The following is a 14,315-nucleotide window of genomic DNA, read 5'->3' on the forward strand; positions in this document are numbered from 1 at the left end:
TGCGGTGTAAGCTGGTTTGAGACAGGGGGGTAACAATGCAAACTATTGATCAACAAAAGCTAACAGGAGAACGCGTATTATTTAAGAGCAAGAATTTTTTAATTAAAAATTCTACTTTTGCGGAAGGTGAATCACCGCTGAAGGAAAGTAAAGATACTACCACCCGCAATAGTTTTTTCAAATGGAAGTATCCTCGATTTATATTTCTGATATCCTTATAAGTACCAAGCGATTGCATTGCTCCAACTCGGGAAATAAGAAGGGCAGGTAGATGTACTTGAAAGATAATAAAACTTAAGCTGCAGTACCAACAACACAACCATTGGAAAAGAAGCCTTTGCGAAAACGGAAAATACAATCATTCGCTGGTTAGGAAATTCAGGGGAGAAATGCTGCCGCTTTGCAAAGAGGAACAAATCGGTGTAATTCCCTACAGTCCGCTTGCAGGAGGAAGATTGACGAGAGATCCGCAGGAACAAACATACCGCTCGGAGACGGATCAGGCGCGCCTAACGAAATAAGCTCCTTGGAGGAACGGTATGTTCCACACCGGATCGTTGGTCATCAGTGAAACTGGGAGGAATTAAAATGAAAAAAAAGATTTCCGGAATTGAAATCTTCGGGAGTATGGAGGGTGAGTTCACCGTAACCATTGAAATTTTAAAATAAAGTCAACCAGGAGGAACAATGGAATTAAGAGTACTTCGGTATTTTCTGACCGTAGCCCGTGTAGAGAATATTACGCATGCAGCTACGATTCTGCATGTGACACAGCCTACGTTAAGCAGACAGCTGGCCGATCTGGAAAAAGACTTAGGGACTCAATTGTTTGCACGCGGAAAAAGTAAGATAACATTAACCGATGCGGGGATGCTTTTGCGTCAAAGAGCAGAAGAAATCCTTATCCTTGCGGATAAAACAGAGAAAGAGTTCAAAGATCAGAACAATCTGGTTGGAGGAACTATATCCATTGGAAGTGTTGAATCATTATCAACTAATGTTATTTTCGAGTTATTAAAGGCGTTTAATGTTGACTATCCGCAGGTCACTTATCATATTTTCAGCGGGACAGGCGATGACATAAAGGAAAAAATAGATAAGGGCTTACTCGAGATTGGCATTTTGTTAGAGCCTATTCATATTGAAAAATATGACTTTATCAGACTTCCGCAAAAGGAACGCTGGGGAATTCTTACGAAAACCTCGTCAACGCTGGCACAGAAAGATTATGTTACTTCTAAGGACCTGGCCGGAGTGCCCTTGCTTATACCCAGCCGATCGGTGTTACAGAATGAAATTTCCAGCTGGTTTGCCGACGAGCATTCACAATTACGTTTTGTAGCTACCTATAACTTAATATCCAATGTAGTTAATCTCGTGGAGCAGGGAATGGGCACGGCAATTTGTATTGAGGGGGCTTTTGCAATGAAGCATTCTGATCATTTATGCTTCAGGCCCTTTTATCCTGAGCTTCAATTCGGATGTGTGATTGTCTGGAAAAAACATAAAATTTTCAGTCAGACTGCGACCAGGTTTTTACAGTACATCAAGCATGCCTTGCAGGCATAATAAAGAATGAAATATAGGCATTGGCTATAGCTGTTTATATAGTGATATTTTAAAGGTGTAATGTGAATGAAGCCTTTACTTATCGCTTATAAATAGCTTTTTATGTTTGTAAAGCGCTTCCGTATTCGTTCATATTATGCAGCATTTATTAAGAGGGGGCATAATTGTATGAGCCAGAAGTATGAGAAATTAGCTCGGGAAATAGTAGAGAAAGTCGGCGGCAGTGAGAATGTATCTACATTAACTCATTGCATGACCAGACTCAGATTTGCGCTGAATGATACGAATAAGGCTGATCAACCAGCAGTGAAGGCATTGGAAGGCGTTCTTGATGTTATCGAAAGCGGCGGACAATTTCAGGTGGTTATTGGTACTCATGTTGAAGACGTTTACACAGAGGCTATCAAACATCTGAAGACTGTAGAAATCTCAGGCCGTGAATTAGCTAAAGAGAGAAAGGCAAGTATCATCGGCAAATTAATTGATTTTGTCTCCGGAACATTCAGTCCGATCGTTCCGGCTATTGCTGGCGCGGGTATGATAAAAGCACTGCTCGCTCTACTTGTTTTATTTGGTTGGGTTTCAAAAGCGTCCCAGACCTACTATGTATTAAGTTTCATGTCGGATGCCATTTTCTACTTCCTGCCGCTTCTATTGGCATACTCTGCTGCTAATAAATTAAAGTGTAGCCCCGTCTTGGCGTTGGTGCTGGGTGGTATTTTACTCCATCCAAACTTGACCCAATTACGGACAGACGGGAATGACGTTAGCGTATTTGGAATCCCGTTGACTCTGGTTGCTTACAGCTCTTCTGTCGTTCCAATCCTCTTAACCGTTTGGGCACAATCTTACATTGAAGCGATATTCAAAAAAATCATTCCAAACGCAGTCAAGGTTATTTTTGTTCCGATGTTTACAATTTTGGTAGTCGGGCTCCTCAGCTTAACGTTATTGGGACCTCTAGGTTCGTTTTTCGGAACGTATCTAGCTATGGGATTTGATTACCTGGGGGCACATGGTTCTTGGCTGATTATTTTCCTCATCGCAACCTTTTGGCCAATACTGGTTATGTTTGGATTACATCATAATATCGTTCCTTTATCGTTGGCTCAAATCACCACTTCGGGTTACGAGAACATTATCGGCCCTGGAGCGATGATAAATTGTATTTCTCAAGGCGTTGCTGCACTAGTGGTAGGGATGAGAACAAAGGATAAGGCGTTGAAGCAAATTTCAACTTCCGGTGGGATAACAGCTTTTATGGGAATTACGGAACCCGTCCTGTATGGCGTGAACTTGCCTAAAAAATATCCTCTCATAGCTGCGATGATAGGTGCTGCCAGCGGAGGACTGTATGCAGGACTAATGAATGTCTTTCGATATGCGACAGGTGCTTCAGGAATACCAGCTATTCCACTGTACATCGGAGAGAATATCTGGAATCTATATAATATCCTGATTGCACTAGTAATTACAGCTGTTGTAACGGCGGTTATTACCTACTTCTTAAGTCTGAAATATGAGAAGGAATCGACCACTCCGGAAACGATTGTTAGTGATATTGAAGTGATTACTATAAAAGACTCTGTGATTATGAGCCCGATTAAAGGGGCAATCATTCCATTACAAGATGTAAAGGATGCAGCCTTTGCTTCAGAAGCCATGGGAAAAGGAATTGCCATAGAGCCAAGTGAGGGGAAAGTGGTGGCACCTTTCGATGGGGTTGTCGTTACCCTCTTTCCTAAGAAACATGCCATGGGCTTATTATCCGATGACGGAGTAGAAATCCTCATTCATGTGGGTCTCAACACCGTTAAACTGAATGGGAAATATTTCGAAGCCCATATTGTACAAGGTCAAAGAGTTACTATGGGACAGACCTTACTGACCTTTGATCTGGAGAAAATCAAACAAGAGGGGTATATTACTCAGACTCCTGTTATTGTAACTAATACCTATAATTATTCTGATGTGGTATCAGAGTGTAGCCATAATTATATTGATTTCAGCAATGCGTTGCTGGTTGTAAAAGCATAACAACACTAAAACTTAGGAGTGTACTTAGATGACATTAAAAAAAGATTTTCTTTGGGGTGGAGCGGTTGCTGCAAACCAATGTGAAGGCGGATACGCAGAAGGTAATAAAGGGCTGTCTACGGTTGATGTAATTCCAGCAGGGAAGGATCGGGTTCCTGTTATGAAAGGGAAAGTCAGCATGCTGGAATGTGATGAAGAACATTTTTATCCAAGTCATGAAGCGGTTGATTTCTATCATCGCTATAAAGAAGACATTGCATTATTCGCAGAAATGGGATTTAAGTGCTTCCGCTTATCCTTGGCATGGACGCGGATCTACCCTAATGGAGATGACGAGCTCCCGAATGAAGAGGGATTGAAATTCTATGAGCGTATTTTTAATGAATGTCTGAAATATGGCATGGAGCCCTTAGTAACAATTACCCATTTTGATGTGCCTATCCATCTGGTGAGAACAATCGGCTCATGGAGAAGCCGCAAAATGGTTGGATATTATGAGAGATTATGTGAAACCATTTTCACCCGGTACAAGGATAAAGTGAAGTATTGGTTAACCTTTAATGAAATCAATATGCTATTGCACTTGCCCTTTGGGAGCTCTGGCCTAGTATTTGAAGAGGGTGAAAATGAAGAGGCTGTAAAATATCAGGCAGCACATCATCAATTAGTCGCAAGTGCAAAAGCAACTGAAATTGCGCGCAAAATCAATCCCGGATTTAAGATTGGCTGTATGTTAGCGGGTGCAAGCACATATCCGTATACCTGTGCACCAGATGACGTATGGAAAGCAATGACTAGAGATCGGGAGCACTACTTCTTTGTTGATGTACAGTCTCGTGGAGAGTATCCAAGCTATGCCGAGAAAATGCTTGAACGAATGGATATTCACTTGGTAATGGAAGACGGAGATGAGGAATGCTTAAGAAATAATACCGTCGACTTTATCTCCTTCAGTTACTATGGCTCGCGCTTAACCAGTGCTGACCCGGAAGTAAATACACAAACCGCCGCAAATTTGTTTCCGACACTGCGCAATCCTCATTTAATAACAAGTGAATGGGGATGGCAGATTGATCCACTGGGTCTAAGAATTACATTAAATGCATTATATGACCGCTATCAGAAGCCGTTATTCATTGTGGAAAATGGATTGGGGGCGCTGGATATACCAGATGAGACTGGATACATCGCAGATGATTACAGAATCGGGTATTTGCGTGAACATATCAAAGCGTTCATTACAGCTGTCGAAGAGGATGGGGTTGACTTGCTGGGCTATACAACCTGGGGCTGCATAGATCTGGTAAGCTCCAGTTCAGGAGAAATGAGCAAAAGATACGGCTTCATTTATGTGGATAAAGATGACGCTGGAAATGGCACATTGGAGCGTAGTAAGAAAAAATCTTTTGAGTGGTACAAAAAAGTAATTAACAGCAATGGTAAAGAATTGTGATCTGCTAGTTGGTAAAGAAGTAATAACGCATTGAGTCATAGACTCGGTGCGTTATTACTTTATAAATAAATGGATCAGCTCTCCTTGACTTAAAGTTAACTTTAAATGATAAATTAGAACCACAATTTGATATTGAGAGTAAATTGGCCGTTAAAATTAAGAACTACGACGGAAAATTGCTTGAACGAGAATTTGAGCTCAAAGGCACACTCGTAACAGAAGCAAAGCATGACTAAATCGAAACTTGGTTGCTAAAGGAGTGGAATTCATATTATACCTAAGGATAAACTGAAGACGTGCTCCTTATTGTCAGTAGCGTTATTAATTTCTTCAGGACCGATAATCGCCGCTAATATTCCGGCGATCGCGCAGGATTTTCCTGCTACTTCGCTGACACAGGTAGGGTTCCTGACTACAATACCTTCATTGTTTGTCATTCTTGGTGTTCTAATCGCGAACCTTCTGGAACTGCGGATTGGAAAGAAGAGAACCATTTTAACAGGATTAGGATTAGTATTCATTGCAGGGATCTTTCCGGCACTTAAGCACGACATTTTTTCATTATTATTCGCTTCCCGCTGTTTGTTTGGTTTGGGTATTGGTTTATTTAACAGGTTAATCATTCAGATGATCAGCGATATATACCATAATAGTCCCTCTAAACAGGCATCTGTCATTGGACTCGAGAGTGCTTTTGAGGGATTGGGAGGTATCTGTCTGACGCTATTCGTGGGCCAATTATTAAAAATCAACTGGTATACATCATTTTATGTTTATGCACTGGCGCTTCCCATATTTGCAGCCTTTCTTTTCTTTGTTCCGGCTGATAAAAGGGGGCTTAGAAAGGGCGGTGCGGAACAACTAACAACGACCTCAGACTATCCAAGTAATAATAGGTCCTTACGGGTGATGATTGGCTTTGGGATTTTATTGTTTGTAATTGTAACTATCTTTATCAACTATAATATCCAGATTACGCCTTTGATTATGGAGAAAAACATTGGGAATGCGACGAACGGCAGCAACATGATTGCCTTTATAGGTTTAGGGGCCTTTATTGCCGGCTTCTCTTTTGGAAAATTATATAAATATCTTAGACACTATATTGTTCCTTTGGCCATCCTTTTACTAGGAGTAGCCATGTTTGTGACGACGATCTCACAAAGTATTATTCTGACTACATTTTGTTCGATGGTTATCGGTTTTTCATTTCGGTGTATCATGCCTTATTTGCTGCATACATTTACGCAGCAAATTGCGAAAATGGCAAAATTGGGCACCACTATCGTATTGGTCGCTTATAACTTAGGAGCCACACTTTCACCTTATGAAGGGACATTAATTAGACAACTATTTCATGTCGATAGTATACAATCATTGGTTTCCACTAATGCAATGATCCTCTTATTGATTGCCATTACTGGTTTTGGTGTAGCTTATGTAAAAAACATAAAAGAGAAAGCAGGCGAACCTTTCAATGTTTGATTTTGATAAAATGACCAACCGTTTGGGCACGAACTCTTATAAATGAAATATTCATTCGAATGAGCTTGCGCTATGGGTGGCAGATATGGATTTCGAGACATCTCCGGCAGTATCAATTTCAGATACAACAGGAATGGATCATGTTCTGTACTGGCGTTGTCCCGGAGATTTCCTCTTAAGAAGACTATATTTTTTTCATTCATTTTGCGCTTGCATTGGAATCAGAAATACAAGCGCAAAAAATTTGTTACGCTTTAGTCATAAGACTTATTGCTTTGAAAATGGAATCTTTAGTTTCTTTTGGCGCTTTAATAGCATCCGGGTCAAACGATGGACCAAATGGATTTTCTTGTGCCCAAGCAGTCGCTAAAACCATGATTGTAGTCAGAAGGAAACCAGGACTAAAAGTAGACCCAATCAGTCCTGAGCTTTGTGCTTTCATAACCTCGTGTATTTTGCTCTGTTTTTCTACTTTATCCTCAGCTAGATCAATAGTACTTTTTTCCAATCCGTACCAAGTCATTAATCGAAATAATTCAGGATTCGCTATAGCATAATCAAAGACCTTTACCGAGTAACCGGGAAGATCATCAGGAGTGAAGGGGATTTCTTCATAGACACGTTTCAAGTTATTTTGTAGAACGGTTGTAAAGAGTGTCTCTTTATTGTCAAAGTAAATATAAATCATATTTTTATTACATTCAGCGTTTTTAGCAATACGAGCGACGCGTGCTCCTGCGATGCCATAGGTCGAGAACTCCTCCATAGCTGCTTCTAAAATCCGCTCTCTTGTTGCTTCAGCGTTTCCCAAAAGGAAGCCCTCCTTAGTAATTGAATTTCATTCATAAATGTATCATACGTTTAGGTTTTTTGACAAACTGGTTAGTTTATTCTAGAATATAACTAACCGGATGGTTTGTTTTCGGTAATTTAAATGGAAGAAGGCTATAAAGATGAAACTTTCTGGGAACACAATACTAATAACAGGCGGAGGCTCCGGTATTGGGCTGGCTTTTGCGGAACATTTTATAAATGAAGGAAATCAGGTTATAGTTTGCGGTCGTCGCGATGACGTACTTCTAAAAGCTAAAGAGAAATTTCCTGATATCATTACCCGAGTATGTGATTTGACGGTAGAATCGGATCGCATAGCACTGTTTGAATGGGTGACCACAAATTATCCAAAAGTAAATGTATTAGTCAACAATGCAGGAATTCAACTACGGTTTAATGTGTTAAAAGCGGATGCGAAGGATGGTTGGGATCAATTTAGTAAAGAAATAACAGCAAATGTAGAAGCACCTATCCATCTTTCCCTGCTATTTGCCCAATTTTTTGCACCAGCCGGGGAGGCAGCCATTATTAACGTGACATCAGGGTTGGCATTTGCGCCGCTCGCGATTGCTCCAATATATTCAGCCACTAAATCAGCTTTACATTCGTTTACAATGAGCCTTAGACATCAACTTTCAGCTACATCTATAGAAGTGATTGAAGTAGCTCCACCAGTTGTAAACACAGACTTAGGCGGAACAGGCTTGCATACGCAAGGAGAACCGGCTGATGCCTTTGTGGAGGGCATCTTCAAGGGATTAAAAGAAGGTAAGACGGAAATTGCATACGGAGATTCAGTCAATCGGCTACGCATGTCACGAGATGAAATTGATAAATTTACAGCACAGGTTTACAACGCAACAAAAACTGCCATTGAATAAAGAGCTCACATATCGAGTTTTTCATACTCTTATTTTTGAAGGTGAGATAAAATAATGATTCTTGTAACTGGAGCAAATGGGAAGACTGGTCGAGCAATAATTGAAGCTTTATTATCTAAAGGAGAAGAGGTAAGGGCTTTTGTTCATAGACCTGAACAAACTCAGGAAATTGAGTCCTTAGGTAAAGTGGAAGTAGCTGCCGGAGATCTCTTAGATCAAAAAGCTGTTGGGAAAGCATTTTCGGGAGTAAGTGCTGTATACCACATTTGTTCTGCCGTAAATCCGCATGAAATTGAAATCGGACAAATGGTAATACAAGCTGCCCGCTTGGCTAATATTGAACATTTCGTATACCATTCGGTATTGCATTCCGTACTTCAAGATATGCCGCATCATCAGAAAAAACTCAAAGTTGAGGAGCTATTGGTGAATTCGGGAATTCCATATACAATTATTCAGCCAGCGGTATTAATGCAAAATGTACTGGAATCTTGGGATCTGCTCAGTGAAAAAGGAATCCTTCGACAAAAGTATTTTACTACTCAAGACACTCAGATGTGTATGGTGGATTTAGAGGATGTAGCTGAAGCTGCCGCTATCATCCTCACGAGTCCAGGCCATAAGGGGGCTACATATGAGCTGTGTGGACCACAAAATTTAACATTGTCTGATATGGTTGCAGGTATAGTACAGCATTCAGGCCATGAGATCAAAGTTGAAACACCTCAGGACGAAATCTTCTCTGTACAATTAAAAAAGCATGGAGCTGGAGATTATCAAGTGAATACGCTATTAAAGATGTTCCAGCATTATAATGAACATGGCTTTGTCGGTAATCCAAATGTTCTAACATGGATTTTAGGCCGGAAGCCAAATGATTTTTCGAATTTCATTATTAGAACATTGAAAAGCAAAAACTGATACTGGAAGAAGAAGTTCTAAGGCATTAGTTTCTCCAATGGAGCCAGAGCTTTAAATTAAGAGATGGGAGTTCCTTTAGCGAGGCTCTTATCTCTTATTATTTTGGACTAATCAGACAAATGATTTGAGCTATACAGCAAAGTTTCTTTTCTTGTTGTCGGGTATTCTATAGGTAAAAGCTAAAAAAGGTGGAACTGCTCATGTCCATTAGCATCGGAAAAACAATCAAGGTACCGCAAGAACTGGTCAATGCCCCAGATAAAACAGGCAGCCTGCAGCAAAACGGATTATCTGTAATTACTTTCTGCCTACATACTCAAGGGAGGAAGGGATCATATTTTCTGAAGGATCATCTGTTGCTGTACGTGAAATCAGGCAATTATAAGGTTCGTTTCAGAGAGCGTGATTATACCGTGCGGAGTAACGAAATGATGTTTGTTCACAAATCAACTCTAATTGAGTATGACAAGTCGGGAGAACCCGATTCTGAATATGTGCTGGATTATATGATGTTCTTCCTAAACGATAATATACTGGAGGAATTTGTGCAGTTCGCCGGGGTGAAGCCGATTTATCCTGTGAGTGATGTTATTCCGGTATCCATTATTCCGATTAATGATCTTACACGAACTTATTTTGAGTCGCTGCAACCTTATTTTAATAAGCCTGAACAGGTCAGTGACAAGTTGGTTAAGATCAAACTGATGGAATTGCTGCTTCATCTGTCAGAATCAAATGAACGGTTTTTGTATCAGCTGCTGCAACCGGGTGTCAATGATAATAACAGTATCAGCAGAATTATGGAGGAGAATTTCACGAATCCTGTCTCCCTTCAGGATCTGGCTTATTTGTCAGGCCGAAGTCTGTCAACGTTCAAACGGGAGTTTCAGGCAACCTATCATACATCGCCCTTGAAGTGGATTCGCAACCGGAGATTGGATAAGGCTGAGAACATGCTATTAGAAACTTCGTTTTCCGTAACCGATATTTGCTACTCCACCGGATTCGAGAACATCGCCCATTTTTCCAAAGTGTTTAAGCTTCGGTTTGGACTCGCTCCTTCAGAGTTTAGAATGAAGTTTAAGCCAAAGGAGAATGAAGTAAAGAGTATATGATAAGTGTTATCATTTCACGGAAATTACCGTCGAACGTCTTTGTAGTAAATGAGCTAAATGAACAAACTGAATGAGCCTGTGAGCAAAGAAACTAATGATTTTTCTTGTTATTCTTATCTCATGCAGTAGAACCAAGAGATTACTAAACAGAAATAAGGAGAGATTTTAAATGAAAACACTGGTACTCGTATTCCATCCTAACCTAACGGCTTCCCGTCTTAACCGCCGCTGGGCGGAAGAAATGGACAAGCAAGCCGGTGTAACAGTACATCGTGTATATGAAGCTTATCCCCATGAAGAGATTGACGTTGCAGCGGAGCAAAAGCTATTAGAACAGCATGACCGCATCGTTCTGCAATTTCCGTTCTATTGGTACAGCACACCTTCATTGCTTAAGAAATGGGAAGATGCCGTTCTTACCTATGGCTGGGCCTATGGAAGCACCGGCAACAAGCTGCATGGAAAGGAATTGCTGCTGGCAGTCAGTGTAGGAGCTTCTGAAGATTCCTATACGCCTAATGGTGCCTTCAGATATACTCTTGCCGAGTTATTGCGGCCACTTCAGGCAACTAGCAACATGATAGGTACTAGCTTTCTAGCGCCTTACGCAGCCTACGGAGTTATGCAGCTATCCGACGATCAAATAGAGCAAACTGCGAAAGACTATCTCGGTTATGTACTCAATCCTGAAGCTGCACTGCTCGCCGTACGCTGATTGCATCATTGATGCTGAAGGATTGACTAAGCGGAAACTATTCATAATATTGAAAGGCGTGGAAATAATGAGAATGGTAAAAATGCAGAGTATCAATATTCCTTCCATCGCCCTTGGCACATGGTCATGGGGCACTGGTGCAAGTGGCGGAGATGCCATCTTTGGAAATCATCTTAGCCAAGAAGACTTGAAACCGGTGTTTGAAGCAGCGATGGATGCTGGGTTTAATCTATGGGATACAGCAGCTGTCTATGGAATGGGCGCCTCCGAAAGTATACTCGGAAGTTTCATAAATGACCGCAATGATGTATTGATCTCAGCGAAGTTCACACCCCAAATGGCTGGGGAAAACGACAATGCTATCGAGGAACTGCTTGAAGAAACGCTAAGCCGTCTTGGAGCAGATCAGGCAGACATTTACTGGATACACAACCCGGCTGATGTAACAAGATGGACATCAAAACTGATCCCGCTAATGAAAAGCGGGAAAATAAAATACGCAGGTGTCTCCAATCATAACTTGGAAGAGATTAAACTGGCAGCAAGTATTTTGGCAGAAGAAGGCCTGAAATTATCAGCGGTACAAAACCATTACAGTCTACTGTACCGTTCTTCCGAAGAAGCGGGAATTATTAATTACTGCAAAGAGAATGATATTGTGTTCTTTTCGTACATGGTATTGGAGCAAGGTGCATTAACTGACAAATACAATACGAAACAGCCTCTCCCTAGCGGTACTAGGAGAGGTGAAGCCTTTAATTCAGAAACACTTGGCAAGCTGGAAAGTTTAATCCACGTTATGAGAAGCATTGGAAGCAAGTACAATGCTTCTACTGCTCAAATTGCAACGGCTTGGTCCATGGCTAAAGGAACGGTACCGATTATCGGTGTTACAAAATCTAACCATATTGAGGATCTCATAAAGGCTGCTGAAGTAGAGCTGACTCTGGACGAAATCCGGGAGCTTGAAACGGCAGCGAAAGAAACCAAAGTTGAAGTCAGAGGCTCATGGGAAAACCCGATGCATTAATAAATGGCGTTCTAAATCTGAAGGAGGAATTATCATGCCGGTAATCACTATTGAAGCAGCCAAATTAAATAAAGAACAGAAACAGTTATTGGTCAGAGAACTCACCACATCAGCTGCAACTATCATGAATGTACCCGAGTCAGCGTTTATCGTATTGGTTAAGGAGAATGATCCAGAGAATATTGGGGTTGCCGGACAGCTAATTGCAGATCGGTAACGTTGAGAGCTGCAGAGAAGACAAAATTCTCGACTTACTGTTTGGGAAAGTAGAAAGTTAACTAAAAATAAGACGGGGAAATGCAGGTTGTCGGAACGATAAGACCACATGGAGATGTTGACACTATAAATAATCAGAGCCTTGGGCGATAAGCCTAAGGCTGTTTTCATGTTTACAATATCCTTGTATATTCGTGGTTGATTATATAATCAATTAATTATATAATTATGTAATTAAATGTTGAACTCAATATGATGAATGACAGGAGGTGCTACATATGGAACAAAAGATACAAAAAATGGCAGATACTTATAAATTATTAGCCGATAAAACGCGGCTGACAATTGTGGCACTGCTTAAAGAACAGGAGCTTTGTGTCTGCGACATCACCGATGTTATTGGTATGTCACAGCCCAATGCCAGCCAGCATCTGCGAAAATTAAAGTCAGCTGGTCTTCTCAACGAAAGGAAAAAAGGACAGTGGGTATATTATTCGTTAAATCCTGCAGCGGAGTCCTATGTACAGTGTATTTATGAACACTTGCCGTCAATGAAAAGCAAAATAGTCTGTCTTAATAACGATTGCTGTAGTCCACAGGAGGAAGGATGACAGTCATTGCAGTTTTGATTTTCTTACTGACACTCACCTTTGTGATCTGGCAACCAAAGGGGCTTAACATTGGTTGGTCTGCATCTGCAGGCGCTATTCTCGCTCTTCTCTTTGGAGTCGTTAGCTTCTCTGATGTAGGTACGGTTACAGGGATTGTATGGAATGCTACCCTTGCCTTTGTCGCCATTATCTTGATTTCGCTCATACTAGATGAAATCGGATTTTTTGAATGGGCAGCACTGCACATGGCAAGGCTCGCTAGAGGCAATGGCAAGCTGATGTTCGTTTACGTCGTTCTTCTTGGCGCCGCAGTAGCAGCTTTTTTTGCCAATGACGGTGCCGCGCTCATCTTAACGTCAATCGTGCTAGCCATGGTGCGAGCACTCAAGTTCGATCAGAAAATGATTCTGCCCTTTATTATGGCAAGTGGTTTTATTGCAGATACGACATCACTTCCGCTTGTCGTCAGTAACCTTGTAAATATCGTGTCTGCTGATTATTTCGGTATCGGCTTTGTCGAATATGCCAGCCGGATGATCATTCCGAACTTCTTTTCACTGCTGGCGAGCCTTATTGTCCTGTTTACCTTCTTCCGTAAAAGTATTCCGAGTAACTACGACTTAAAGCAGCTTAAAAAACCGGCAGAAGCGATTAAGGACAAGCGGCTGTTTCAAGTTTCGTGGATCATCTTAGCTGTCTTGCTTGTTGCCTACCTGGTCAGCCAGTTTATAAAGGTTCCGGTTTCTGTGATTGCTGGTGTGGTTGCCACCCTATTTATTTTGGCAGCACGTAAAAGTCCAGCCATTCAAACATGGAGGCTGGTTAAAGGGGCTCCATGGGCAGTTGTTATCTTCTCCATTGGTATGTATGTCGTTGTGTACGGTCTTCGTAATGTGGGGCTGACAGATGAGTTGGGCAGATTTATCGAGACTATTTCTGAACAAGGGCTGTATGTCTCAACGATGGGAATGGGCTTTTTAGCCGCTATATTGTCGTCGATTATGAACAATATGCCGACGGTTATGATTAATGCGCTTGCCATTCAAGGAACAGACGCGCAAGGGATAATACGGGAGTCTCTCGTGTATGCCAATGTGATCGGCAGTGACTTGGGTCCCAAAATCACGCCGATCGGATCGCTGGCTACCTTATTGTGGCTGCATGTATTGTCACGCAAGAATATTAAAATTACGTGGGGCAGTTACTTTAAAACCGGTATTTTACTTACGGTTCCGACATTGTTTATTACGTTAACAGGCTTGTATATCTGGCTATACGTTATCGATTCATTAATCATGAATGTTTGGGTTTTAATTGCTGTTGTAACTATCGTAATTACGGTAATCGCTTGGCTAATCAAAGCTCTGGTTAGCTCAAAAATGGGTAAGGCTGCTTACCAGAAGAGACGTTGAAAATTAACCAGAATGAAAATAAAGGAGATCGTTAAT

The 14,315-nt window shown here is 41.2% G+C and carries 14 protein-coding genes and 1 pseudogene; 14 read left to right on the forward strand and 1 reads right to left on the reverse strand.

The window, feature by feature from the left end; all coding sequences use genetic code 11:
• Positions 1-35 precede the first annotated feature (35 nt).
• From R70331_RS11145 to R70331_RS11165, 6 genes and pseudogenes are all read left to right on the forward strand, one after another.
• A complete protein-coding gene (locus R70331_RS11145; protein WP_042175393.1) occupies positions 36-221 on the forward strand; it encodes a DUF3737 family protein in 186 nt (61 codons plus the stop codon).
• 72 nt (positions 222-293) lie between these two features.
• Positions 294-518: pseudogene (locus tag R70331_RS32485) on the forward strand (aldo/keto reductase); the annotation flags it as partial.
• Between the two features lie 169 nt (positions 519-687).
• Positions 688-1,569: a LysR family transcriptional regulator gene (locus tag R70331_RS11150; RefSeq protein WP_042175395.1), complete on the forward strand. Its 882-nt coding sequence runs from the start codon at positions 688-690 to the stop codon at positions 1,567-1,569.
• A gap of 168 nt (positions 1,570-1,737) precedes the next feature.
• Positions 1,738-3,606, forward strand: coding sequence for a beta-glucoside-specific PTS transporter subunit IIABC (locus R70331_RS11155; protein ID WP_042175396.1), 1,869 nt, complete (start codon positions 1,738-1,740; stop codon positions 3,604-3,606).
• Between the two features lie 28 nt (positions 3,607-3,634).
• Positions 3,635-5,059, forward strand: coding sequence for a 6-phospho-beta-glucosidase (locus tag R70331_RS11160; protein ID WP_042175399.1), 1,425 nt, complete (start codon positions 3,635-3,637; stop codon positions 5,057-5,059).
• 306 nt (positions 5,060-5,365) lie between these two features.
• Positions 5,366-6,544 carry an MFS transporter gene (locus R70331_RS11165; RefSeq protein WP_052419019.1) on the forward strand — a complete coding sequence of 393 codons (1,179 nt, stop codon included), beginning with the start codon at positions 5,366-5,368 and terminating at the stop codon, positions 6,542-6,544.
• A 247-nt stretch (positions 6,545-6,791) separates the two neighbouring features.
• On the opposite strand, the gene R70331_RS11170 is transcribed toward R70331_RS11165, so the two are convergent.
• Complete coding sequence (locus R70331_RS11170; RefSeq protein ID WP_042175404.1) at positions 6,792-7,355, reverse strand: TetR/AcrR family transcriptional regulator; 564 nt, start codon at positions 7,353-7,355, stop codon at positions 6,792-6,794.
• Between the two features lie 142 nt (positions 7,356-7,497).
• Here R70331_RS11170 and R70331_RS11175 point away from each other — a divergent pair, with 142 nt between their 5' ends.
• From R70331_RS11175 to R70331_RS11210, 8 genes are all read left to right on the forward strand, one after another.
• The gene (locus R70331_RS11175; RefSeq protein ID WP_042175406.1) at positions 7,498-8,259 is read left to right on the forward strand and encodes an SDR family oxidoreductase; all 762 of its coding nucleotides are present in this window, start codon (positions 7,498-7,500) and stop codon (positions 8,257-8,259) included.
• Between the two features lie 54 nt (positions 8,260-8,313).
• Positions 8,314-9,180, forward strand: coding sequence for an SDR family oxidoreductase (locus tag R70331_RS11180; protein ID WP_042175409.1), 867 nt, complete (start codon positions 8,314-8,316; stop codon positions 9,178-9,180).
• Positions 9,181-9,380: 200 nt separating this feature from the next.
• Complete coding sequence (locus R70331_RS11185; protein ID WP_042175411.1) at positions 9,381-10,295, forward strand: helix-turn-helix domain-containing protein; 915 nt, start codon at positions 9,381-9,383, stop codon at positions 10,293-10,295.
• A gap of 169 nt (positions 10,296-10,464) precedes the next feature.
• Positions 10,465-11,010: an NAD(P)H-dependent oxidoreductase gene (locus R70331_RS11190; protein WP_042175412.1), complete on the forward strand. Its 546-nt coding sequence runs from the start codon at positions 10,465-10,467 to the stop codon at positions 11,008-11,010.
• A 67-nt stretch (positions 11,011-11,077) separates the two neighbouring features.
• On the forward strand, positions 11,078-12,040 hold the full coding sequence (locus R70331_RS11195) for an aldo/keto reductase (protein ID WP_197071421.1): 963 nt from the start codon (positions 11,078-11,080) through the stop codon (positions 12,038-12,040).
• A 34-nt stretch (positions 12,041-12,074) separates the two neighbouring features.
• Positions 12,075-12,257 (forward strand): 4-oxalocrotonate tautomerase DmpI, encoded by a 183-nt coding sequence (dmpI, locus tag R70331_RS11200; RefSeq protein ID WP_042175414.1) that lies wholly within the window; start codon positions 12,075-12,077, stop codon positions 12,255-12,257.
• 277 nt (positions 12,258-12,534) lie between these two features.
• Positions 12,535-12,867, forward strand: coding sequence for an ArsR/SmtB family transcription factor (locus R70331_RS11205; protein WP_042175416.1), 333 nt, complete (start codon positions 12,535-12,537; stop codon positions 12,865-12,867).
• Positions 12,864-14,279 carry an arsenic transporter gene (locus tag R70331_RS11210; protein ID WP_042175418.1) on the forward strand — a complete coding sequence of 472 codons (1,416 nt, stop codon included), beginning with the start codon at positions 12,864-12,866 and terminating at the stop codon, positions 14,277-14,279. The genes R70331_RS11205 and R70331_RS11210 overlap by 4 nt, the downstream gene beginning before the upstream one ends.
• Positions 14,280-14,315 lie beyond the last annotated feature (36 nt).

Source organism: Paenibacillus sp. FSL R7-0331 (genome assembly GCF_000758645.1).
GTDB lineage: Bacteria > Bacillota > Bacilli > Paenibacillales > Paenibacillaceae > Paenibacillus_AQ > Paenibacillus_AQ camerounensis.

What these genes read in the sequence shown, in the direction of transcription:
- R70331_RS11145 (WP_042175393.1), top strand. Translation starts at nt 36, where the DNA reads ATGCAAACTATTGATCAACAAAAGCTAACAGGAGAACGCGTATTATTT.
- R70331_RS11150 (WP_042175395.1), top strand. Translation starts at nt 688, where the DNA reads ATGGAATTAAGAGTACTTCGGTATTTTCTGACCGTAGCCCGTGTAGAG.
- R70331_RS11155 (WP_042175396.1), top strand. Translation starts at nt 1,738, where the DNA reads ATGAGCCAGAAGTATGAGAAATTAGCTCGGGAAATAGTAGAGAAAGTC.
- R70331_RS11160 (WP_042175399.1), top strand. Translation starts at nt 3,635, where the DNA reads ATGACATTAAAAAAAGATTTTCTTTGGGGTGGAGCGGTTGCTGCAAAC.
- R70331_RS11175 (WP_042175406.1), top strand. Translation starts at nt 7,498, where the DNA reads ATGAAACTTTCTGGGAACACAATACTAATAACAGGCGGAGGCTCCGGT.
- R70331_RS11180 (WP_042175409.1), top strand. Translation starts at nt 8,314, where the DNA reads ATGATTCTTGTAACTGGAGCAAATGGGAAGACTGGTCGAGCAATAATT.
- R70331_RS11185 (WP_042175411.1), top strand. Translation starts at nt 9,381, where the DNA reads ATGTCCATTAGCATCGGAAAAACAATCAAGGTACCGCAAGAACTGGTC.
- R70331_RS11190 (WP_042175412.1), top strand. Translation starts at nt 10,465, where the DNA reads ATGAAAACACTGGTACTCGTATTCCATCCTAACCTAACGGCTTCCCGT.
- R70331_RS11195 (WP_197071421.1), top strand. Translation starts at nt 11,078, where the DNA reads ATGAGAATGGTAAAAATGCAGAGTATCAATATTCCTTCCATCGCCCTT.
- dmpI (WP_042175414.1), top strand. Translation starts at nt 12,075, where the DNA reads ATGCCGGTAATCACTATTGAAGCAGCCAAATTAAATAAAGAACAGAAA.
- R70331_RS11205 (WP_042175416.1), top strand. Translation starts at nt 12,535, where the DNA reads ATGGAACAAAAGATACAAAAAATGGCAGATACTTATAAATTATTAGCC.
- R70331_RS11210 (WP_042175418.1), top strand. Translation starts at nt 12,864, where the DNA reads ATGACAGTCATTGCAGTTTTGATTTTCTTACTGACACTCACCTTTGTG.